Origin of the sequence: Maribacter aestuarii, from assembly GCF_027474845.2 — a bacterium.
Lineage (GTDB): Bacteria > Bacteroidota > Bacteroidia > Flavobacteriales > Flavobacteriaceae > Maribacter > Maribacter aestuarii.
This window is the reverse complement of record NZ_CP107031.2, coordinates 936,395-957,166: the sequence shown is the minus strand read 5'-3', so window position 1 is coordinate 957,166 and position 20,772 is coordinate 936,395. Positions and strand designations below refer to the sequence as shown.

Here is a 20,772-nt window from a genome sequence, read left to right as displayed (position 1 = left end):
TTAAGATTTGATAGATTATTTTATAAATAGTTATCAGATGTCTGATAGACATCTGATGTTAGGATGTCAACATGTCTTAATAATAGTGATTCATCCTTACCCAACATGAGCAATACTGGCTGGCGTAAATCCATTGTTGAATTTGATGTTAGAAAGTTTTTGCGTGATACTTGGATTGGTATCATACGTCCCATCTTTTTTTGGCAAGTAATAGTTTCTTTTTGTTGCCAGCTTCTGTCCTTCAACCATTTCATAAGTATACTCCGCCAAGATTACGGGTGCATTGATGCCTAAAAAAGGCAATGAAAAATAAAACCGGTCTATTAACTGCGTTTTCTGATTTACGTAAAGGATATAAATATCATTCTTTTCTTTTCCTGTTACTTTTGCATCATAGGTGATTTCTAGTTTTGTGTAGTCAATACCATTATAAACTTCTTTGCCTAAATATTTTGCAATTGTCCCAGGGTCATTCAATTTATAAGGCATAACAAACCAAAAATAATTGGCACGTCTCACGAATTGACCAACCGAAATAGTTTGTTCGTTCTCAACCGCATTCCCATCAAGTGTAAGGGTTGTTTTTTCACCATCAAAGAGATGTATTACAATGCCATCTTCATTTGGCAGGGTATTTATTTCGTGCCGTGTATAGTGACCAAATGAGGTTTCAGAATCAAATATGTAGCGTTCGGTAGAAATATCCGCTTTACCCTCTGGAACGGTATATTCATAATGGTATTCCACATCATTTTTACTGCGCAAATGATTCCATCCGCCATGTGCAGCTTCAACTGCTTCGAGTATATCTTTAGGGTTTGTAATGTCAATCTGAGGGTTCTCAACTTGCTTTTCCGCTTGTTTACAGGCGAATAGATTTAGCGAGATGATTAGAACTATTATAAAAAGCCTTCTGTGTGTCATTGATTTGCAATTAAATTAAACATGAAAAATAGGACAATTGCTTAATCGGTATGGTTTAAGTGGCTATGCACTCCGTAAGTGTAGCTAGAAAGTAGACAACTGTAGACGAACTTAAAAAAGTCCGGTTTTCTGTAAAGCCTCCAAAAAATCTTGTTTGTAGGTTCTGCCAATTGAGAGGATATTACCTTTTACGAAAATCTGATTTCCAGAAACCTTTTCTATCTGGTCCAGGTTAATAATATAGGAACGGTGTGCTCTTTTAAAATTAAATTGGCGTAGCTTTTCACACCAATTCTGCAGGCTATCGAGTACGAGAACCTCTCTTTCTTGGGTTACCACATTTACATAGTCTACTTCTGCTTTTAAATAAAGAATATCTTCTATATTGGTCTTATAAATGGTTTTATCTGCATACAGAAAGATTTGATTTTTGGTATCTTTTTGTTGCTCTGCTAATACCATACGAACTCTGGAGAGGGATTTATAAAAACGTTCATAAGAAAAAGGCTTTACCAGATAATCCGTTACCGCTTCTTCAAAAGCTTCAATGGCATAATTCGGATAGGCGGTCGTTACGATAACCAATGGTGGGTTTTGCAAGGTTTTTAAAAAGGATAGTCCGTTTAACTCGGGCAACTGGATATCCAAAAACAAAATATCAGCTGTTTGCAATTGCTTTTGAGGAACATCCAATCCGCTTTCATAAGAACCCAAGCATTTTAGAAAAGGAGTCTTTTCAATGTAAGCCTCGAGTATTTCTACCGCAGATTGCTCATCTTCTAAAATCAGACATTGTATCATAACCGTATTTCTAGTTTTAGTTTAAAAACACCATCTTCTTCGTTAATAACTAGCGTATGTTTTTTAGGATATAAAAGGGCAAGTCTTTCTTTGGTATTTTTTATACCGACGCCACTTTCTTTCCAATCTACATCAATTTCATCAACTGCTTTGGCATCGAATGGATTACTGCAGGAGAGCGTAAAGGTTTTGTTTTTCAGTTCTATTTTGATGGTAATCTCATGCTGCTCTCCTTTTAAGATACTGGTATATTTGAAGGTATTTTCCACAAAACCGATACATAACAAAGGGGCAATTAGCTGAGTTTGATCATCAATACTGGTATAAAAATTAACCTTTATCTTTTTTGCCAATCGTTCTTCCTGTAAATGCACATAATCCTTTAGGTGTTGTATCTCCTGTTCAATAGTAACAAATTCCTTTTGGCCTTCGTGCAGCATATATCTAAATCCATCCGAAAGTTTTAAAATCAATTCAGGTGTTTTATCATCTTTTTTAAGGGCATTGGCATAGATGGTGTTTAACGTATTGAACAAAAAATGAGGATTTACCTGTGCCTTAAGCGCCCGTATTTCGGCTTGCTGTTTTTCCTGCGTAAGTTGATGTATCTCTAGCTGTTTTTTATAACTTTTTTTAATAATGAAAATGGTGAAAAAGACAAAGCTGAATGCAATGTAGGTTAATGATTGCGATACAAAATTTATCCAAAAATCATGGGAGTTAGCGTGAAAATAGTTGTCGGTATTACTATAGCCCAAGACATTAAGCACAAACACAATAAGTACAATTGGCAGATATTTTAAGTGCTGCTTCTTAGGGAAATACCATACATATAAAAAATATGATATTGTCATCTTAAAGAACAGCGAATTTAGCTCATGCAAAAAAGACATAGGATATCCACCTTCTCTGCCCATATACTTCATATAGGGATAAAACAATACCAAACACCACAGCAGCCCATGAAAAAAGGGTTCAATTCGTATAAATTTCTGATAGGTATTCTGGTTTTCCACTGGCTACAAAGTACGCTCTATTCGTATGAAATAACAATATCTTTAAAAGCCGCTTTGGCAAAAATGACCTTTTCTCCAGTAGTACCGCTTATTCTAAAAATAAGTCGCCCTTTTTGATATGGTTCAGGGTCTTCAACTTCAAAAAATAGCTTTCCATCTAACTTAAACCATAATCGATTTTCTTTTTTTCCAATTTCGACATCGTACCACTGACCCACTTCCATGATATTTTCCTCGAGTCTTTCATTAAAACCTCTGGAACTGGGAGGAACGTTCTTAAAAAAGAACGGGGTAATACCGTGTGAGCGGTTATTAATAGTTAAATTGTAGTGTTTCATTCCACTACGCCAATTCCAGACCTCTCGTGGTGTAGCAGATTCTGAAGGAACTGAAAAAGTGCCATTATCACCTTCTTGTAAGACCGAAAATAGGGTAATCAACACGGTTGATTCCGATAATGCCTTTACTTTATACGTAAGTGTAAAATCGGTTTCATATACCTTTGGACTAATCAAAAAATAACCATCTGAACCTTCTATTTCTTCAACTTTTAGTTCATCTCCCTGTATAGTACTTTTACCTTTGTCAAACGTTTGCCATGTCGCCATTTCTTTTACTGATATCTCTTCTTTATTGTTTTGTCCGCAGCTATAAACCGTAGCACTTAACAATATAATAATGGCTATTTGCGATTTCTTTTTCATAAGTAGTAGTTAAAAAAATTAGTCTGTTGTACCACCGTATTGGTAGTTTCTGTTTTTCCTGTTTCTTGTTCTTCCTTTGTTTTGAAATAGTTTGTAACTAGCACTTAGTAGGAAGCCAAAGGTTTGTGATTGAAATCGCCACACCTCATTCTGTGTAACATTTTGGGTAACAGCGGTTCTATACATTAAATTATTATCCAGCAGGTCTACAATACGCAAGTTCATGGCCAGCCTATTTTCCAAAAGCTTTAGCCTAACCGCGACGTCTATTCGATTTCTGGCGTCAATAAAATCAAAGACGTTTTGTGTTTTAAAATTCTGTCTGTAAGAGATATCCGCACTTAAGGCCTTACTTATTTTAAAGGTGTTTTTAAAAATCAGGTTCGATGAATACAGCTCGTCCCAACTCAGAAATATATCTTGGTCTACTGTGGTGTGATAATAGTTTGCGAAGAGTTGACTGTTCCAGAAATCCATAAGTTTATAACTCATACTTGCCTCCACCCCGTAAGAATGTTTTTCACCTATATTATCAAAAACGTTGCGCAGAACTCCTTCGGCATCAATATTCTGCAAACGCTCTATGACGTCAGTTCTGTATCGATAAAAGAAAGCAGCAGATGCACTTAACTTTTCTCCATTGTACTGGTAATTGGTTTCTAGGTTATTGCTGAATTCTGGCCGAAGACTTGGGTTGGCCACCCATTCAAAATATTGATTCCTAGCTTGAAAAGGATTGATGTTCCTAAAGTTTGGTCGCGATACCCTTCGGCTGTATCCCATATTTAATGTGTTCGTTTCATTAATGGTATAGGATATATGAAGGGAGGGGAACAGGTTCGAAAACTTTAAATCTGTGGTTTGGCTATTGGAAAGATTAATAGAATTAGATATAAGGTTTTCATATCTAAGCCCCACCTGATAGGTTAATTTTCCAGAAGTAATATTTGTTAGGCCGTAAATTCCCAATAATGATTCATCATATTTAAAAACATCGAATGATTCTGGAGCTCCAGCGAGATTAGTAAAAAGAGAGCTGGTTAAGTTTCTACCGTTCCAAGAACCCCCTGCTTCTACTAAAATTTTTTCTGTTAGCGGTAAGGAATAGTCCAATGCAATAGCATTGAGAATATTATCGTTTTTGCGGTCTTCGTTGAAAAGGAAGACATCTTCTTCAAAATCAATAGCGGGTAAAAGGTTATCGTTGTTGGAAAACTGATAATCAAATTCTAAAAAGTGATTCTCTCCAGTAAACTTTGTCCTATAATTGACGTTAAAATTGGTGGTTTCATGGTCATGCGAAGAATTACGGGTATACACATAATCCTCTCTATCGGGCACGTTGCTGTAAAAGGTATCGTTAAAAAATCCATGAAAATCCCTTGTATAATCCAACCCAACCGAGAGTTCATTATTCTCGTTGATGAAAAAATCCAACCCAGTATCCAATCTTTTTGACAAGCCATAAAAATCATGAGGCGCAAAAAAATCTCGAGTATTCCCATTATCATATAATTGAGAAATAGATTGCTTACTGTTCATACCCCTGCCGGTTTGTGAAAGGTTCCATCTAAAATTAAGCCAAGAAAGATTGTAGTTACCGTCGACCCCGTAACTATAACGCATAGTTCCAGCTCCTGCATTTAAGTTCATATTTAGGCCCTTTGTGCCATTTTTTTTAAGAATTACATTAATAATGCCCGAAAGCCCATCTGCTTGATTTTTGGCCGAAGGTGAGGTAATAATTTCTACGCGCTGCACTGATGATGCCGGTAACTGTTCTAACAGTTCTGTGGGGTTCATGCTGGATGGTTTCCCGTTAATAAGAAGGCGAACATTACCGCTTCCTCTTAGCGATAAACTTCCAGTACCCAAATCGGTCTGTATTTCTGTAATTTGGTCAAAGGCATCAAGTGTGGTAGCTCCTGCCTGTTGTAAGTCGGCCCCTAGATTAATGATTTTTCGGTCAATTTTTAGTTGTGAAGTAGTTTGTTCTCCCTGCACGACTACTTCGTCCAGAGCTGTAATAGATGGTGTGAGGACAAACCTAATATTCTTAAGATTTTGTATTTCTGTAAATTGAACTTTGGTATTTTCATACCCAATAAAACTGACTTCAAAATGGGTGAAGTCTTCTGCTACTTTCAGTTTAAACTGCCCGTTTTCATCTGTCGTTGTACCGGTGATTAAAACGAAGTCATTGTAAATTGCGACCGTAGCAAAAGGTATGGTTTCTTTAGAATTATCGTCTACAACTACGCCTTGATAGGTTTCATTTTGTGCATTTACGTAGGAACTAGTTAAACCAAAAAACAGTAATAGAATTAATAATCGCATTTACCTTTACTTTCCAGCAAATGTGATAGAATACTGGTATAAAGAAAATTTTATTCTGTTAGTGTATGGGTTTGGTCTGTAAATGAACGCTTAAAGGCGTTATGGTATAATATATAGATTTTGAGATGTAGACAACTCAATTCCAAAGCTGATTTTATATTATATTTTATAGTTTTATAAAGCGAATATTTTTCAGAACTACTTCAATTTCCTCAACTCGTTCCTTTAATCGGCTGCTTTTGGTACTTCTGAACTTTTGAATAAAATTGGACTTTATTGGATACAATCATAAAGTATATGCCTCTGTACTAGTTAACAACTAGATACAATTATTGCGGATAAGGAAAAGTTAGAACGGTAATTCTCTTAAATTCAAATCTCAAAATATTTTATAGCAATTTTACGCAGTTAACTGCGTATTTTGTATAATTGTATAAGCATTAAAGCAATGGACAACGATTTAGTAAAACAATTAGGCTACGCCAACCTTGATACGAGGTTAAAACGCATTAGTGATAAAATGTCCCATAGTTTACGTGCCATGTACCGTGATTTTGACATGGATACAGAACCTAATTGGTATCTAGTATTGTGGATCGTAAATAATCAGCCTAATGTCTCTGTTATGGAAATAGCTAATAGATTAAAATTCACCCATCAATCTGTTATGAATATGACCAGTAAGATGATTAACAAAGGGTATCTGAAAAATCTAAAAGATCCTTTAGATAAAAGGAAAACCATTTTCAACCTCACCAAAAAAGCAGAGGACGCGATGCCTTTATTTACAAAAATCTGGGAAATAGGAAAAAAAGTGACCCTAGAGCTTCTTAATGAAAATACGGAGATTATGCCGCATTTAGAACAGCTGGAGGCTAATCTAGAAAAAGCATCCTTTGGCGAGCGTATCGCCAACGAATTGGTAAATGAAAAAAAATGAAAAAACATCAGTATGAAACTGCGCTGGAATGGACAGGAAACAAAGGCAAGGGGACAGTGAGCTATCGTTCTTACAACAGAAATCATTCAATACATATTAAAGGTAAAACACACCCCATCATGGGGTCTTCTGACCCATCATTTTTAGGCGACCCCTCCCGATACAATCCAGAAGAACTTTTTCTTTCATCTATAGCCTCGTGCCACATGCTATGGTATTTGCATTTATGCGCTGTGAATCAAATTACGGTCACTGAATACTTAGATAAGGCCACAGGAGTCATGAGCGAAAATGAAAACGGAAGCGGATCTTTTATTGCAGTTACACTCCATCCTCAAGTAAAAGTAAAGGATACAACGATGATTACTAAAGCCACTGAACTTCATGAAGAAGCCAATAAAATGTGCTTTATCGCCAATTCGTGTAATTTCAAAATAGGACATGCTCCAAAAACAACGGTTCATTAACAGCTTCAAATGACAGTAACATGGAAATTGAAAAAATAAACATTGCACACAAATTCAGCAGCTTTGAGGATTACTGGTCGCCAAAGATTGTAGGTGAGCTGAACAATCAACTCGTGAAGGTGGCCAAGTTCAAAGGTGAGTTCGTAATGCACCATCATAAAAATGAAGATGAATTGTTCTATGTCATCAGTGGAGAATTATATATCGAACTGAATAACAAAACCCTTTATCTACAAGCCGGGGAGCTTGTGGTTATTCCAAAGGGGGTAGCACATAAGCCTTACGCTCCTGAGGAAGTGCATGTAATGCTTTTTGAACCCGCTGCTACCCTGAACACAGGAAATGTGAACAATAGTCTTACAGTTTCTGATCCAGACACCATTTAATAACACAGCGATGAGATTTGCCCATACCAATATTGTAAGTGTCAACTGGAAAAAGCTTGCAGATTTTTATATTACAACTTTCGATTGTAAAATAGTCCCTCCTATCAGGAAACAATCAGGCGAATGGTTAGACAAGGGTACAGGTCTAAAAAACGCCAAGCTAGAGGGCGCTCACCTCTTGCTTCCCGGCTATGGCGAAAACGGGCCAACGCTAGAAATTTACCAATATCAAAACGGCATACCAAAGGGACCTATACTACCTAATAAAAGAGGTTTCGGGCATATCGCTTTCGAGGTTAAAGATGTGGCACAAATACTTGAGTGTATCATCCAAAATGGTGGGCAAACCCAAGGTATAATCACCAAAAAAGAAGTAAAAGGCGTTGGTGAAATTACTTTCGTTTATGCCAGAGACCCAGAAGGAAACTTAATTGAATTACAACAATGGAACTAACAAAGGAGATAAGGGCTTCAATTGACAAAAGCGTTCTATGCTGGCTGGCAACGATATCAACCGAAAACATTCCAAATGTCTCGCCCAAAGAGATATTTACGTCTTATCAGAAAGATAAAATCATCATTGCCAACATCGCATCCCCACAAACTGTTAAGAATATTAAAGCTCATAAAAGCGTATGTGTAAGTTTTATCGACATCCTAGTTCAAAAGGGATATCAGATTAAAGGACGTGCAGAAATTATAAATTCATAAGCTCCGGATTTCTTGGAGATAAAAAAAGTACTGACTAAAATGACAGCGGGCAGATATCCATTTAATACAGTTACAAAAATAAATATAGAAAACGTAAAGCCCATAATTGCACCCAGATATCTGCTCTATCCAGAAACAACCGAGAATGAGCAAATTGAAAGCGCGAAAAAAGCATATGGTATATAAACGACCACAATATGAGCAACGGAATTAACCAAACATTTCATAAAAATGAAGTACGCCATAGAAACCTATATAGTTGACTCTTTTACAGATAAGCCCTTCAAGGGTAATCCAGCTGGTGTTTGTTTATTAAATCAAACCCTGTCGAATGAACAAATGATTACTATTGCCAAAGAATTAGGGCTTTCAGAAACAGCATTTATCACACAAATAAAAAATCAGGATAAATATTCTATCCGCTATTTTTCGCCAGTGATGGAAATTCCACTATGTGGACACGCAACATTAGCTGCTTCAAAAGTTCTTTTTGAAATTAACCCAAAAATAAATACAATACATTTTAAGAATATCCAGAATTTGGATTTAATGATTCGAAAGTGTGGAGTAAAAATTGAAATGGAATTCCCAATTTATGAAACTGCACCACAAAATGTACCTGATGAATTATTAAAAGCACTTGGTATTGAAACCATTCTAAATAGTGTGTTCAATAAAGAAACAAAAATCCTACTTCTTGAAATTGAAAGTAGTCAACAATTAGAAAATCTATCACCAGATTTTGAAAAACTAAAGCGCTCACATGATTCCATAAACGGAGTATTGATAACCGCGCCCTCTCATAGAACAAATTTTGATTTTGAATCAAGATACTTTTGGCCTTGGAGCGGCACAAATGAAGACCCTGTAACAGGAGGGACCCATACCTTCCTAGCAAAATATTGGAGTAATCGATTGAACAAAAAGAAAATGAATTCATTTCAATGCTCTAAAAGGACCGGATTTATGGAAGTTGAATTAATTAGTGCTTCTAAATTATTGATAAAAAGTGAGGCTCAAATAGTTTTAAAAGGAGAGCTAAGTATCTGAAGAAAAGTTAACGCTGATGAAAATAGAAATTCTAAACGCAGAAGTACAATTAGAAAACGACTCGGTTCTACTGTTGCCCTTTGAGCATCCAAGAAATGTGGAGCTTAAAGACATCATCTTTGAAAAAGAAATTTGGAGCTATATGGGCATGAACATGAATGCCGAGTCGGATTTCGAAAATTATGTGGTGAATGCCATTTCCGATAAAAACAAGGGCAACTGCTATCCCTTTATCATTATCGATAAGGCAACTAGTAAAGTCGCAGGCAGCACCAGATACGGTTATCTGAATGAATCCAGCCAAAAATGTGAAATCGGCTGGACATGGTATGGAACGGATTTTCAAGGAACTGGATTAAACAAAGCTTGTAAATACGAGTTATTGAAATTCGGTTTTGAAACTATAGGGTTTCGGCGTATCCAATTTAGTGCTGACCAAGAAAATATAAGATCTCAACGAGCGATTGAAAAGCTTGGCGCAACAAGGGAAGGTACTTTTAGAAACAATTATATAGATGCAAACGGCCAGAGTAGAAATGATATTTACTATAGCATCATTCGAGAAGAATGGGATACTCTAAAAAATAACATATTCACAGAGTTTCAATCCTATAATGTATGAACTACGATAAAAAAAGATTCAGGGCTATTCAAAATACAGAAAACGGAGAAACATCAGAAGAAACCATTTTCGAGTATAAGCAAAGCGGTGATATTCTAACTTCGGAGTACCGAGGTGGGCAAATAAGAAAAGGACACCTCATTGGTTTAGTCAGCAAAGATGGGACCATAGAAATGCGCTATCATCAAGTAAATACCAAAGGAGAACTAATGACGGGAATATGCTTTTCAAAACCTCTAATTATGGATAATGGTGCAATACAACTTCATGAAACTTGGCAATGGACCTCTGGGGACAATTCAGGAGGAATATCTATTTTAGAAGAATTAATGCCAAATTAAATGAGAATAGGCATTGTACAAGCATCCGCTAAAAAAGGAGCTATTTCCCTGAATATTAAGAACCATCTGAACTTAATTAAAAGTGCACTACCCTCGAAGCCCGATTTGATAGTGTTTCCTGAGCTATCCATTATAGGCTACGAACCGGAATTGGCCGAAAAACTTGCTTGTACTATAGACGATGAAAGATTCAATTCCTTTCAAGTAGTAGCTGATACAAACAAACTCACAATCGGCATAGGAATGCCAACCCAATCTAAAGAGGGCATCAACATAAGTATGCTATTATTTCGACCCCATAAAGCGCGATTGATATACTCCAAACAGCTACTGCATGCTGATGAATTACCCTATTTTGTTAGTAGTAACAATCAGGTTTTCTTAATTATAAAAGAAAAGAAAATCGCTTTTGGAATTTGTTATGAGACACTACAGCGGGAACACTTTATAAAAGCCGTAGAAAACAAGGCCGATATCTACATTGCAAGTGTAGCCAAGCCTGAAAGGGGAAATAAAAAGGCCTATGTACATTTTTCATCAATAGCCAAAGAATTTAAGATACCGATACTCATGTCAAACTGTGTAGGTTACTGCGATAATTTTATGAGTAATGGAAAAAGTGCTGCATGGAATAAAGATGGAAAGTTAGTAGCCCAACTTGGCAAAAAACATCAAGGTTTGCTGATTTACGAAACTGAAAGTGAAGAGGCAACCATTTTACAAATCGATAATTAATAAATAGCGTTATGGAGATTAGATTAAACTGCGAAAATTGTGACATTCCACTACTAAACAATAGTAAGGAGGCTATGATCTGTACTTTTGATTGTACTTTTTGTAAGGATTGCGTTGACACTATTTTAAAAAATGTCTGTCCAAATTGTGGCGGTGGTTTTGAAAAAAGACCAACAAGACCAAAAGAACTTTTATACAAATACCCGCCATCTGACAAGAAAATACTAAAACCGGTTAACATGGAGAAATTTCAACAGACGCTAAATAAATTCAAAAAAATTATGCCTTCCGACAGATAGAAAAACTAAATATTGACCATAAAACAAGCCGTATGAGTATAGAAAATAGTAAACTGATAGATATAGATAACATACTTAACCTGTACAGCTCCGCAACGAACTATATGAAATCAAAAAATCAAGTTCACTGGCCTGAATTTCCGAATGATTTAATACTAAATGAAATAGAGGAAAATAGACAATGGAAGTTATTGATTGAAGATAAAATTGCATGCATATGGGCGACAACATTAAATGACGAATTAATTTGGGGAGACAAAAACAAAGAGCCTTCGCTTTATATTCATCGGATTGCTACAAATCCAGTTTTAGAGAGCAAAACCTGGTTAAAAAATTAATTCATTAGGCGAACGAATATGGAAACAACAAAGGCCTTAAATATATTCGTATGGATACTGTTGGTTTAAATAGTGGTTTAATCGGACATTATGAAAAACTTGGATTTGAATTTTTAGGAACCAAAAAGCTTAAGGATACGAATGGGCTGCCCGAACATTACCAAAGAGGAATAGTATGTTTTTTTCAGAAGGCGATTATTTAGCGTAGTTTTTTTTTAAAGTAGTAAATAGATAACAGTATTATTTTGAGTTATCAAAAGATTTATAAATATATCCTAGATACTACCAAATTTTTAAATTTTCTCATGCATATTCTCGAATATTAAGTAAAAAACGCTTGATACCTAATGTTAGGAAAAAAGAGTAGTAATAGCTAAAATTGAAAAAAGAATTAATTATGGGTACAATTGAAATGACTTCTGAATATTTAAATGAACTGGCCAATAATTTCATTTTAATAAGTGCTTTATTAGCTGGCTTCTCAATAGCATACATTGCTAACATAATAGTTTCAAAAAATAATAATAGAATATCAAATTCTTTATTAATAATAGCGACTGTAGCAGCCTGTTGTTTTCTTGTTTCCGTATTTGGTCTGACAAAACTTTTACAAATGACAACTGATGGTTATCCATTGGAAATTGAGCAGAAGGACTTTGACTTTCCGAGAAAGATCAGCGGTGCAGCTTTTATGATTGGAATAATCGCCCTTTCATCACTTATCGCTCTTTCTGGATGGATGAAATCAAAAACTATTGGAATTATTACTACGATAATTGGAATTTTGACACTTATAATTTTGCTTATGGTATCTTGACTTGAAAGAACTAATTAGACATTTTACTTTTACATAACTTTTGTTTTAGGGGTCTACCATTCTTGCGAAAAACTAACTTGTACAGAGAACCAATGCTAATAACAACTTCTGTGATAAACCTAGTACAGTACTTTAAAACGAACGATTTTTGCCACTCATTTGAAAAATACTCGTCCCAAATACTTACCCTTAAACTTTGCGCATGGATCCTGTGGAATTTTTGTAGTGTTCCGATAGATAAGCGTAATGCAAAAATTCCATAGGGCGCAACCTGCTTAATTTGATTCTGCATGCAATCATTTTTTGTCGATGGTACGTGAACGAGCATTGGCATAGATAAAGGTATGGGGCGTTTTCTCTACGCTCCATGCTTTTATCAGCGGTACCGAGGAGGTTGAAATATCCGAAGGTTTTTCAACTTCCACAGGAACGGGATTTTTTAACGGAATTGTCCTTGGCAAGCAACAAAGCGTGGGTTCAGTTTTAGGTTAAAAACTTGCTTTGCCCCGGTTGTTTATGTGATAGCTCCCGTTTCGGGGATAGCATTGGTCGCTCATTCTAATTCAGTACAATTAATGTGATTTGACGCAAATTTCTTCCATTTTATGGGGCTTTCGGAGCCATTTGACTCAAATCGGCAAAAATCAGGCAATTTTTCAGGAAGGCGATTTGCCGCAAATTTTTACCATTTTATTGGTGTTCCCGCTGCATTTGCCGCAAATATGGGCCTTTGCAAAGCTTGCATTTTCAATAACCTCTTGAAACATAACAACTTAAATAAAGTAACGTCGCTTCAGCGCGTTACCCTCTTGCTCTTCTCCTCTTACTTTCCCCCCGATTAGCATGTATTTCTCGCGATGTTTCCAGTGTACATTCTGAATTTTAAATTTTCTCTTTTACTAGCTATTTCCTTCGGCTCGGGCCGTCCAATTTCAATCGATTGAACATCCTTACGAAACGGTCCAAGATCTGTCTCTTCCGTACCGATGCTCTATTTGGGAATAGTCCAGATTGGTCGTGATATACGTTTTTGTCCCACGGGTTTCAAAATTCCTGTAACGGTCGAGCAGGATCCGCACGAATATGTCCTCCTTTCCGTACTGGTACACATTGTTACCGACCGTTTCGCTCCCCAGATCGTCGAACAGGAAGGTCCCCTTGGAATAATATTGGATGATATCGTCCTTGTTCCTTTCGGCATTGTATCTATCGACTACTTCCTGGGCGCTGATGATAGGAAACCACAGTGTCCTTAGTCCGTACTGTTCGGACATGTTTTGTATGATCCTGAAACTTGAGGTCTTTCCGGTACCATAGGAACCGAAGACCAACAATCCCTTTCTGAGCGAAATGTTCTCCAGTACCTCGAATGCCGGGTCCCGGTTCCAATATCTGCAAAAATGCCCGAGGAAATTCTTGTTGCTACTATCAACTTCGAAATCGAGATCGGTACGGGCATAATATTCCCGTGCCGCCCTACAAAAAATCTTTTTAAAAAGTTCTGGGGAACATAATGGTTTTCCATCCGTTGCCTTTTTCCGAAACTGTCCCGACCATCCCTTTTCCATAGCGACTATTCCAATATTGGATTTCTATTTTCTTTTTCTTCTTTCAAAGAAGTAAATGGTTTATTCCCTTTTTTTATTACTTGTTTGGTATACCCGACACTTTTGTCGGTGCTGACCGGACACTTATGTCCAGGCTGCCCTGAAACCATTGTCCAGGCAGGGTCGCCGGTTCGGTGCCCGAACCGCAACAGGCTTTTCAGGTACCGCCTTCTTCCGTTAAAGGAGGTTTCCGCTATCCATCCCAGGGACTTCAACAGGGAAATATATCGTGTGACCTGTCGTTCGGAAATTTGGAGAAAGGAGGCGATATACCTGTTGGAGATATAACATTCCCTGCCGTTCTCGGTAAAGCTGTGTATTTCGAGGAACAGGATCTTCGCATGCCAGTTCACCTGCGTGTTCAGGTAGATCGATCTCGGTATCCAGATGCCCTGAAAATTCCGTTCCCTAGGTTTCATGCCAATGGTTTTCCGGTTACCTTCGGTTCTTCACCAGCTGCTGCTCGTTGAATCTATGCTCCAAAGTCTCGTCCGAAAGATCGGGTTCCCCCAATAGCCAGGCATCGATGGTGTCCTTGTCGAAGAATTTCTGGCGGATATGGGGATTGTTTCCCATGGGTATGAGCTTCAGATGGGTAAGCTTGTAGATCTTGCTCTTTGACAGACCCGTATAGGCGGCAAGGTCGTCGACGTTCATTACTTTTTTTTGGTGCCCGAGCAGTCCCTTGATATCGGAGAGCAGCCCCACCACGTTTTCGTTTTCTTCCATGGTATTTCTTTTTAGGGTTCGATCCAAATTAGAAGTGCAGGTACCGACAAAGGAAAGCCAAGGAAATTTTAACGTTTTAAAACGGTGGTTTTTGAAGAATTTTCAGCGAATCTTAAAAATCGGTTCGAATTGCGCAACACGTAATTTTCATTTGATCGTGTCGCACAGCTGAATTTATGGAGGATGTTATTGGGATGGGAAATGTTTCATTGACCCATAATAGACATCAAGTAATCGCAAACAGTGAACGCAAATGCCATTTGTTGTACCTATGTTGTACCACTTTCATAAAAAAAAAGCTCCCGAGAAATCGGAAGCCCTATAAACATTGGTGATCGCGAGAGGATTCGAACCTCTGACCGTCTGCTTAGAAGGCAGATGCTCTATCCAGCTGAGCTACGCGACCCTCTCATTTAAAAAATGATTTTTCAAATGTGGGTGCAAATCTACTAAAAATTAAATAGTGGTAAAACCAAAATGAATAAAAGATGTCTTTATCACAGGAAAAGGGAAGTTGGCATTTTCGTGATGTGGCAAAGGTTGAGCTTTCTACTCAATAAGGGCATAAACTAATTCATTTCACTGGTTACTTTCGTATTGGTCGTAATTCTCCCAAATCTGGTCCAGAACTTTTAAGAAGATATCAAATTCTGCCTCATCAATATGCTCAATACTCATTTTTCGAATCTCGCGTATAATGGGCATAGCGTTATCCATCAGCTCTTGGCCTTCTGCTGTCATCTCTAACTTATAACGCTTCTGGTCATCTTTAAAACGCGATTTTCTCAAAAAGCCTTTCTTGCAAAGACCACTGATAACTCTGGATGTGGTGGCCCTATTTCGGAAATTGGTATTGCTTATCTCGGCTTGTGAGGCATCCGAACCTAATAGGTGAACACGGCGTAGGATAACCCATTGCTCAATGGTAAGGTCTATATTATTTTCAGTAAAGGCCCTTAAAAAAGTACTTTGCACTTTTTTTAATGTGCGATCTAAGTATACCCCAAAACCCTCGGTCCTGTCCATATTTTATAGTTGTACGTCCAAAAGTAAGGTGAAATTACAAAATAATGTTGTTAATGCAACAATATTGAAAAAATACACTACATTTGAGTAAGATTTTGGCTTTACTGAATATGGTTAAACAACAAGGGTTACATAGCGATTTTTTTAAAACCTACATCCAAGAGGACAGTACCTATAAGGGAGGTAGTAAAAAAATAGTTATGCCGGAAGGTGTTGAGGTACACAAGCTTTCTTCAAACGAGAATCCATTGGGTTTTTCTGAAAAAGCAAAAGAGGCAATTAACAAGGCCACTAATGAACTTAGTTTATATCCGGATAATACAGATATTAGGTTAAGGGAAGCCTTAGTAATTGATTTTAATGAACAGCTTACAGTAGATCATTTCGTAACCGCCAATAGCGGTTCCGAGATCATAGATATAATTTCTAAGGTTTTTTTGTCCGATGGAGATGAAATTATCGTATCTCAACCCTGTTTTTTGCCTTACACTGCTTTTACAAGATGGATGGGGGCAAGGGCTATCAATGTGCCTATGACAGCAGATTTTGACTATGATTTGGATGCCATTTTGGAAACGGTGACCCAGCGGACCAAATTGATTTTTTTAGCCTCACCTAACAATCCGTCTGGAAATTACATACCCAAGAATAAACTTCACGATTTTTTAGAAAGATTGCCCTCAAGTGTAATCGTAGTCTACGATGAGGTCTACCGTCATTTTGCGGAAGCTGCCGATTATACCTCGGCCTTGCCTTTTGTACTCAAGGGTTATAACATTATAGCTATCAATAGTTTTTCCAAGACTTACGGACTTGCCGGACTTAGGGTAGGATACTGTTATTCTACTTTGCAGATTAGCAACTACGTTCGTAAAGTCTGCAAACCCTTTTTGTTATCCTCTTTAGCCCTTGAAGGAGCTATCGCTGCCCTAAGAGATACTGATTTTGTAAATCGTACAGTAGATTTGGTACGTACAGAAAGAAAATTTGTATTGGAAGGACTACGGGAGTTGGGAATAAAATTTTGGCCGACGGAAGGTAACTTCGTTTTGATAGACCCGCCAATACAGGATTTGGAATTCACTGCCTTCATGGAACAAAAAGGTATTATGGTTAGACCTGTAGGAGTTTTTGGGGCTCCTGGAAAAGTCCGCATATCGTTTGGAACTAGAGCGGCAAATGAGGCTATGTTAAACGCACTGAAGGACTTGTTAAATAGCGATTTAATTTAATAACTTATATAAAAATTCAATATATTTGTTGCATATGCAACAATAAATAAAAAAGACAATATTATGGCTACTACTACCTTACCCAAATTGCATAAAAATGCAAAAGATTTTATGCCTATAAATGGAACGGACTATATAGAATTGTATGTTGGTAATTCAAAACAGGCCGCACACTTCTACAAAGCTGCTTTTGGTTTTCAATCCTATGCTTACGCCGGTTTACAAACTGGATTAAAGGATCGCGAAAGTTACGTGGTCATACAGGATAAGATACGATTGGTATTGACTTCTCCTCTAAAAAGTGGAACAGTAATCGGAAAACATATTGATAAACATGGAGACGGTGTTAAAGTCGTCGCCCTGTGGGTTGATGATGCGACTTATGCCTATGAAACTGCCATAAGTAAAGGGGCCAAATCATATATGGAACCAGTTACGGAAAAGGACGAAAACGGAAAAGTAGTACGTGCCGGTATCTATACGTATGGAGAGACCGTTCATATCTTTGTAGAGCGTAAAGACTACAACGGAATCTTTTTGCCAGGTTATACTGCTTGGGAAACACCAGATTATAACCCGGATTCAGTGGGATTGAAATATGTAGATCATATGGTGGGTAATGTAGGTTGGAACCGTATGAACCATTGGGTAGATTTTTACGAAAACGTGATGGGGTTTGTAAATATTCTTTCTTTTGATGATAAGGATATTTCTACAGAATATACTGCACTAATGAGTAAGGTTATGAGCAATGGAAATGGCCGTATTAAATTTCCGATTAATGAGCCGGCCGAAGGTGCCAAAAAATCTCAGGTTGAAGAGTATTTGGATTTTTACGAAGGCGAAGGTGTGCAGCATATTGCCGTTGCCACGGATGATATCATCCAAACGGTCCGTGATTTAAAGAGCAGGGGGATAGAGTTTTTGAGGGTGCCAGACACCTACTATGACGTTGTTTTAGATCGTGTTGGGGAAATAGATGAAGACATTGCACCTTTAAAAGAATTAGGTATTTTGGTAGATCGTGATGACGAAGGCTATTTGTTACAGATTTTTACACGTCCCATAGAGCCAAGACCAACCATGTTCTTTGAAATTATTCAAAGAAAAGGTGCCCAATCCTTCGGGAAAGGTAACTTTAAAGCACTTTTTGAAGCTATTGAAAGAGAGCAAGAGTTAAGAGGTACATTACACTAATTCAGTTAAAACTAATGAGGTTTGCGTTAAGAAAATTTGATGAGTATCTCATAACTTATAACCCTTAAGAAAAAGAAGATGCCTATATATCATAAACTCGGAAAATTTCCACAGAAAAGACATACCCAGTTTGAAAAACCTGACGGTAGTTTATACTACGAACAACTATTTGGTACCATTGGTTTTGACGGAATGTCCTCTTTGTCCTATCACGTTCATAGACCCACACAAGTAAAGGAGATTAAGAAGGCTGTTGACGTGCGTCCCAAGATTGCGGTGGAAAATAATATAACTTCACGCAAACTCATTGGTTTTGATGTAGCTCCTAAGGATGATTTTTTAGAATCTAGGGAGCCGATGATGGTTAATAGCGATGTGCATATCGGTCTGGCGGCTCCTAAAAAGTCAATGACCGAATATTTCTATAAGAATTCCGATGCAGATGAAATGTTGTTCATCCATAGGGGTACAGGTACGTTGAAGACCTTTTTAGGAAATATACCTTTTGAATATGGGGACTACTTAATCATTCCAAGAGGAATGATTTATCAAATCGAGTTTGATACTGAAGACAATCGTATTCTTTACGCAGAGTCTTTTCACCCTATTTATACTCCTAAGCGATATCGGAATTGGTTTGGACAGTTGTTGGAACATTCACCTTTTTGCGAGCGGGATTATAAATTACCGCAAGATCTGCAGACCCATGACGAAAAGGGAGAGTTTCTGATGAAAATTAAAAAACAAGGGATGTTGCACCATTTGGTTTATGCTACTCACCCTTTTGATGTTGTGGGTTGGGACGGCTATAATTTTCCCTACGGCTTCTCCATTCACAATTTTGAACCTATAACAGGGCGTGTTCACCAACCGCCACCCGTACATCAAACTTTTGAAACAGGAGCTTTCGTCATATGTTCTTTTTGTCCACGATTGTACGACTACCATCCCAAATCCATTCCGGCACCGTATAACCATTCCAACATAGATTCGGACGAAATGCTGTATTATGTTGATGGGGATTTTATGAGTAGGACTGGAATTGGTCCTGGTTATATTTCTTTACATCCTGCGGGCATCCCTCACGGGCCGCACCCAGGAACTTATGAAGCAAGTATAGGAAAAAAGAAGACCGAAGAATTGGCCGTAATGATAGATACGTTCAAGCCTTTACAACTAACTGAGAATGCCATGAAAATTGATGATGGTAAATACTATCAATCTTGGTTGGATAAAAATTAAAATACTTTCATGAAAAAACTTGATACTTGGTTCAATATCCCTGAGAACTCTGATTTTACGATATATAATTTGCCTTTCGGTATTTTCTCGACTGAAAATAGTTCGCCAAGAGCAGGTGTTGCCATAGGTGATTCCATTTTAGATTTAGCTGCCCTTGCCGAGAAGGAAATCATTGCAGTTAGTCCATCGGTGTTAAAACAGGAAACACTCAACGAGTTTATAGCGCTCGGAAAGCATATCACTAAAAATGTCCGATTGGACGTTCAAAGTCTATTGGTTCAAAAGGATTCACCATTAAAGGATTTACCAGAATTATTTATACCACAGGACAAGGCACAGATGCATTTGCCGGTTCATATTGGGGATTATACGGATTTCTATTCTAGCATTGAACATGCCACCAATGTAGGAAAAATGTTCCGCGATCCGGAGAATGCCCTCTTACCTAACTGGAGACATATTCCTGTTGGATACCATGGTAGGGCATCATCCATTGTGGTAAGTGGAACTCCTATTAAAAGACCAAAAGGTCAAATTTTACCGAAGAATGCTTCTGCACCAGTGTTTGAGGCCAGCAGTAAATTGGATTTCGAATTGGAAATGGGCTTCATTACGGCTAAAAATACAAACCTTGGCGAATCGGTTTCGACTTCCCAAGCGGATGATTATATTTTTGGCTTGGTTCTATTTAACGATTGGTCGGCCAGGGATATTCAAAAATGGGAATACGTTCCATTAGGTCCGTTTTTAGGAAAGAGTTTTGGGTCCTCCATGTCACCATGGATTGTTACTTTGGAAGCTTTGGAGCCCTTTAAGGTCGCGGGCCCAATTCAGGAGCCCGAGGTATTGCCTTATTTGAAATATGAAGGAGAAAAAAATTATGACATTGTCTTAGAAGTAACCATTGTCCCCAAAGACGGTGACGAGCAGACGGTTAGTACCTCCAACTATAAATATATGTATTGGAACATGGCACAGCAACTGGCACACCATACTATAAACGGATGTAATATTAATATTGGAGATGTAATGGCATCCGGCACCATTTCTGGAAAGGACGAAACGTCTTACGGGTCCATGCTTGAAATTTCTTGGGGAGGCTCTAAACCAGTTACCTTAAAGGATGGCAGTAAGCGCACATTTATAGAAGATTATGATACTGTAATTATGCGTGGTTTTGCTGAGAAAGATGGTGTGCGTGTTGGTTTTGGGGAAGTTAGTGGGCAAATATTACCGAACAATTAGTAAGAT

Annotated in this window: 27 protein-coding genes and 1 tRNA gene; 17 read left to right on the top strand and 11 right to left on the bottom strand. The window is 37.6% G+C overall.

Going from position 1 to position 20,772, the window contains the following annotated elements:
• Window positions 1-96 precede the first annotated feature (96 nt).
• The 5 genes from N8A89_RS04270 to N8A89_RS04250 all read right to left on the bottom strand — a co-directional run bounded on the left by N8A89_RS04270 (window position 97) and on the right by N8A89_RS04250 (window position 5,782).
• Window positions 97-924, bottom strand: coding sequence for a DUF6503 family protein (locus N8A89_RS04270; RefSeq protein ID WP_289644973.1), 828 nt, complete (start codon window positions 922-924; stop codon window positions 97-99).
• A 111-nt stretch (window positions 925-1,035) separates the two neighbouring features.
• Entirely contained in the window at window positions 1,036-1,725 is a 690-nt protein-coding gene (locus N8A89_RS04265) for a LytR/AlgR family response regulator transcription factor (RefSeq protein WP_281541134.1), read from the bottom strand.
• Window positions 1,722-2,642, bottom strand: a complete 921-nt coding sequence (locus N8A89_RS04260; RefSeq protein WP_281541133.1) for a sensor histidine kinase — start codon at window positions 2,640-2,642, stop codon at window positions 1,722-1,724. The genes N8A89_RS04265 and N8A89_RS04260 overlap by 4 nt, the downstream gene beginning before the upstream one ends.
• 116 nt (window positions 2,643-2,758) lie before the next feature.
• Window positions 2,759-3,445, bottom strand: a complete 687-nt coding sequence (locus N8A89_RS04255) for a DUF6250 domain-containing protein (protein ID WP_289644972.1) — start codon at window positions 3,443-3,445, stop codon at window positions 2,759-2,761.
• Between the two features lie 18 nt (window positions 3,446-3,463).
• Window positions 3,464-5,782 carry a TonB-dependent receptor gene (locus N8A89_RS04250; RefSeq protein ID WP_289644971.1) on the bottom strand — a complete coding sequence of 773 codons (2,319 nt, stop codon included), beginning with the start codon at window positions 5,780-5,782 and terminating at the stop codon, window positions 3,464-3,466.
• 448 nt (window positions 5,783-6,230) lie between these two features.
• Between N8A89_RS04250 and N8A89_RS04245 the strand changes: the two genes are divergently transcribed.
• From N8A89_RS04245 to N8A89_RS04185, 13 genes are all read left to right on the top strand, one after another.
• Window positions 6,231-6,722 (top strand): MarR family winged helix-turn-helix transcriptional regulator, encoded by a 492-nt coding sequence (locus N8A89_RS04245; protein ID WP_289644970.1) that lies wholly within the window; start codon window positions 6,231-6,233, stop codon window positions 6,720-6,722.
• Entirely contained in the window at window positions 6,719-7,189 is a 471-nt protein-coding gene (locus N8A89_RS04240; protein ID WP_281541128.1) for an OsmC family protein, read from the top strand. The genes N8A89_RS04245 and N8A89_RS04240 overlap by 4 nt, the downstream gene beginning before the upstream one ends.
• Window positions 7,190-7,209: 20 nt before the next feature.
• On the top strand, window positions 7,210-7,575 hold the full coding sequence (locus N8A89_RS04235) for a cupin domain-containing protein (protein ID WP_289644969.1): 366 nt from the start codon (window positions 7,210-7,212) through the stop codon (window positions 7,573-7,575).
• Between the two features lie 10 nt (window positions 7,576-7,585).
• The gene (locus tag N8A89_RS04230) at window positions 7,586-8,029 is read left to right on the top strand and encodes a VOC family protein (RefSeq protein WP_281541127.1); all 444 of its coding nucleotides are present in this window, start codon (window positions 7,586-7,588) and stop codon (window positions 8,027-8,029) included.
• On the top strand, window positions 8,020-8,286 hold the full coding sequence (locus N8A89_RS04225) for a pyridoxamine 5'-phosphate oxidase family protein (RefSeq protein ID WP_281541126.1): 267 nt from the start codon (window positions 8,020-8,022) through the stop codon (window positions 8,284-8,286). The genes N8A89_RS04230 and N8A89_RS04225 overlap by 10 nt, the downstream gene beginning before the upstream one ends.
• Before the next feature lie 231 nt (window positions 8,287-8,517).
• Entirely contained in the window at window positions 8,518-9,336 is an 819-nt protein-coding gene (locus N8A89_RS04220; RefSeq protein ID WP_281541124.1) for a PhzF family phenazine biosynthesis protein, read from the top strand.
• A gap of 16 nt (window positions 9,337-9,352) precedes the next feature.
• On the top strand, window positions 9,353-9,958 hold the full coding sequence (locus N8A89_RS04215; protein ID WP_281541123.1) for a GNAT family N-acetyltransferase: 606 nt from the start codon (window positions 9,353-9,355) through the stop codon (window positions 9,956-9,958).
• Entirely contained in the window at window positions 9,955-10,299 is a 345-nt protein-coding gene (locus N8A89_RS04210; RefSeq protein ID WP_281541122.1) for an avidin-fold protein, read from the top strand. The genes N8A89_RS04215 and N8A89_RS04210 overlap by 4 nt, the downstream gene beginning before the upstream one ends.
• Window positions 10,300-11,034, top strand: a complete 735-nt coding sequence (locus N8A89_RS04205; RefSeq protein WP_281541121.1) for a carbon-nitrogen hydrolase family protein — start codon at window positions 10,300-10,302, stop codon at window positions 11,032-11,034.
• 11 nt (window positions 11,035-11,045) lie between these two features.
• Window positions 11,046-11,333 (top strand): DUF1272 domain-containing protein, encoded by a 288-nt coding sequence (locus tag N8A89_RS04200; RefSeq protein WP_281541120.1) that lies wholly within the window; start codon window positions 11,046-11,048, stop codon window positions 11,331-11,333.
• A 32-nt stretch (window positions 11,334-11,365) separates the two neighbouring features.
• Window positions 11,366-11,671 (top strand): hypothetical protein, encoded by a 306-nt coding sequence (locus N8A89_RS04195; RefSeq protein WP_281541119.1) that lies wholly within the window; start codon window positions 11,366-11,368, stop codon window positions 11,669-11,671.
• 50 nt (window positions 11,672-11,721) lie between these two features.
• A complete protein-coding gene (locus N8A89_RS04190; RefSeq protein ID WP_281541118.1) occupies window positions 11,722-11,874 on the top strand; it encodes a hypothetical protein in 153 nt (50 codons plus the stop codon).
• Between the two features lie 176 nt (window positions 11,875-12,050).
• Window positions 12,051-12,488, top strand: a complete 438-nt coding sequence (locus tag N8A89_RS04185) for a hypothetical protein (RefSeq protein ID WP_281541117.1) — start codon at window positions 12,051-12,053, stop codon at window positions 12,486-12,488.
• A gap of 296 nt (window positions 12,489-12,784) precedes the next feature.
• Here N8A89_RS04185 and N8A89_RS04180 read toward each other — a convergent pair whose 3' ends face one another.
• From N8A89_RS04180 to N8A89_RS04155, 6 genes are all read right to left on the bottom strand, one after another.
• Window positions 12,785-12,949: a hypothetical protein gene (locus N8A89_RS04180; RefSeq protein WP_281541116.1), complete on the bottom strand. Its 165-nt coding sequence runs from the start codon at window positions 12,947-12,949 to the stop codon at window positions 12,785-12,787.
• A 489-nt stretch (window positions 12,950-13,438) separates the two neighbouring features.
• Window positions 13,439-14,056, bottom strand: coding sequence for a P-loop NTPase family protein (locus N8A89_RS04175; RefSeq protein WP_289644968.1), 618 nt, complete (start codon window positions 14,054-14,056; stop codon window positions 13,439-13,441).
• A gap of 5 nt (window positions 14,057-14,061) precedes the next feature.
• The gene (locus N8A89_RS04170; protein WP_281541114.1) at window positions 14,062-14,448 is read right to left on the bottom strand and encodes a helix-turn-helix domain-containing protein; all 387 of its coding nucleotides are present in this window, start codon (window positions 14,446-14,448) and stop codon (window positions 14,062-14,064) included.
• Window positions 14,449-14,530: 82 nt separating this feature from the next.
• Window positions 14,531-14,824, bottom strand: a complete 294-nt coding sequence (locus tag N8A89_RS04165) for a helix-turn-helix transcriptional regulator (RefSeq protein WP_289644967.1) — start codon at window positions 14,822-14,824, stop codon at window positions 14,531-14,533.
• Between the two features lie 329 nt (window positions 14,825-15,153).
• Window positions 15,154-15,230: transfer RNA gene (locus tag N8A89_RS04160), tRNA-Arg, on the bottom strand.
• A 173-nt stretch (window positions 15,231-15,403) separates the two neighbouring features.
• Window positions 15,404-15,850 (bottom strand): MarR family winged helix-turn-helix transcriptional regulator, encoded by a 447-nt coding sequence (locus tag N8A89_RS04155; RefSeq protein ID WP_281541112.1) that lies wholly within the window; start codon window positions 15,848-15,850, stop codon window positions 15,404-15,406.
• 83 nt (window positions 15,851-15,933) lie between these two features.
• Here N8A89_RS04155 and N8A89_RS04150 point away from each other — a divergent pair, with 83 nt between their 5' ends.
• From N8A89_RS04150 to fahA, 4 genes are all read left to right on the top strand, one after another.
• Window positions 15,934-17,082, top strand: coding sequence for a pyridoxal phosphate-dependent aminotransferase (locus tag N8A89_RS04150; protein ID WP_281541111.1), 1,149 nt, complete (start codon window positions 15,934-15,936; stop codon window positions 17,080-17,082).
• Window positions 17,083-17,145: 63 nt separating this feature from the next.
• Window positions 17,146-18,279, top strand: coding sequence for a 4-hydroxyphenylpyruvate dioxygenase (hppD, locus tag N8A89_RS04145; protein WP_281541110.1), 1,134 nt, complete (start codon window positions 17,146-17,148; stop codon window positions 18,277-18,279).
• Window positions 18,280-18,357: 78 nt separating this feature from the next.
• On the top strand, window positions 18,358-19,521 hold the full coding sequence (locus N8A89_RS04140; RefSeq protein ID WP_281541109.1) for a homogentisate 1,2-dioxygenase: 1,164 nt from the start codon (window positions 18,358-18,360) through the stop codon (window positions 19,519-19,521).
• Between the two features lie 9 nt (window positions 19,522-19,530).
• Window positions 19,531-20,766, top strand: a complete 1,236-nt coding sequence (fahA, locus tag N8A89_RS04135; RefSeq protein WP_281541108.1) for a fumarylacetoacetase — start codon at window positions 19,531-19,533, stop codon at window positions 20,764-20,766.
• The last annotated feature ends 6 nt before the right edge of the window (window positions 20,767-20,772 follow it).

Bases quoted from the DNA above. Each gene is read 5' to 3' on its own strand.
- N8A89_RS04270 (WP_289644973.1), bottom strand. From the start codon at position 924: ATGACACACAGAAGGCTTTTTATAATAGTTCTAATCATCTCGCTAAAT.
- N8A89_RS04265 (WP_281541134.1), bottom strand. From the start codon at position 1,725: ATGATACAATGTCTGATTTTAGAAGATGAGCAATCTGCGGTAGAAATA.
- N8A89_RS04260 (WP_281541133.1), bottom strand. From the start codon at position 2,642: ATGGGCAGAGAAGGTGGATATCCTATGTCTTTTTTGCATGAGCTAAAT.
- N8A89_RS04255 (WP_289644972.1), bottom strand. From the start codon at position 3,445: ATGAAAAAGAAATCGCAAATAGCCATTATTATATTGTTAAGTGCTACG.
- N8A89_RS04250 (WP_289644971.1), bottom strand. From the start codon at position 5,782: ATGCGATTATTAATTCTATTACTGTTTTTTGGTTTAACTAGTTCCTAC.
- N8A89_RS04245 (WP_289644970.1), top strand. From the start codon at position 6,231: ATGGACAACGATTTAGTAAAACAATTAGGCTACGCCAACCTTGATACG.
- N8A89_RS04240 (WP_281541128.1), top strand. From the start codon at position 6,719: ATGAAAAAACATCAGTATGAAACTGCGCTGGAATGGACAGGAAACAAA.
- N8A89_RS04235 (WP_289644969.1), top strand. From the start codon at position 7,210: ATGGAAATTGAAAAAATAAACATTGCACACAAATTCAGCAGCTTTGAG.
- N8A89_RS04230 (WP_281541127.1), top strand. From the start codon at position 7,586: ATGAGATTTGCCCATACCAATATTGTAAGTGTCAACTGGAAAAAGCTT.
- N8A89_RS04225 (WP_281541126.1), top strand. From the start codon at position 8,020: ATGGAACTAACAAAGGAGATAAGGGCTTCAATTGACAAAAGCGTTCTA.
- N8A89_RS04220 (WP_281541124.1), top strand. From the start codon at position 8,518: ATGAAGTACGCCATAGAAACCTATATAGTTGACTCTTTTACAGATAAG.
- N8A89_RS04215 (WP_281541123.1), top strand. From the start codon at position 9,353: ATGAAAATAGAAATTCTAAACGCAGAAGTACAATTAGAAAACGACTCG.
- N8A89_RS04210 (WP_281541122.1), top strand. From the start codon at position 9,955: ATGAACTACGATAAAAAAAGATTCAGGGCTATTCAAAATACAGAAAAC.
- N8A89_RS04205 (WP_281541121.1), top strand. From the start codon at position 10,300: ATGAGAATAGGCATTGTACAAGCATCCGCTAAAAAAGGAGCTATTTCC.
- N8A89_RS04200 (WP_281541120.1), top strand. From the start codon at position 11,046: ATGGAGATTAGATTAAACTGCGAAAATTGTGACATTCCACTACTAAAC.
- N8A89_RS04195 (WP_281541119.1), top strand. From the start codon at position 11,366: ATGAGTATAGAAAATAGTAAACTGATAGATATAGATAACATACTTAAC.
- N8A89_RS04190 (WP_281541118.1), top strand. From the start codon at position 11,722: ATGGATACTGTTGGTTTAAATAGTGGTTTAATCGGACATTATGAAAAA.
- N8A89_RS04175 (WP_289644968.1), bottom strand. From the start codon at position 14,056: ATGGAAAAGGGATGGTCGGGACAGTTTCGGAAAAAGGCAACGGATGGA.
- N8A89_RS04165 (WP_289644967.1), bottom strand. From the start codon at position 14,824: ATGGAAGAAAACGAAAACGTGGTGGGGCTGCTCTCCGATATCAAGGGA.
- N8A89_RS04155 (WP_281541112.1), bottom strand. From the start codon at position 15,850: ATGGACAGGACCGAGGGTTTTGGGGTATACTTAGATCGCACATTAAAA.
- hppD (WP_281541110.1), top strand. From the start codon at position 17,146: ATGGCTACTACTACCTTACCCAAATTGCATAAAAATGCAAAAGATTTT.
- N8A89_RS04140 (WP_281541109.1), top strand. From the start codon at position 18,358: ATGCCTATATATCATAAACTCGGAAAATTTCCACAGAAAAGACATACC.
- fahA (WP_281541108.1), top strand. From the start codon at position 19,531: ATGAAAAAACTTGATACTTGGTTCAATATCCCTGAGAACTCTGATTTT.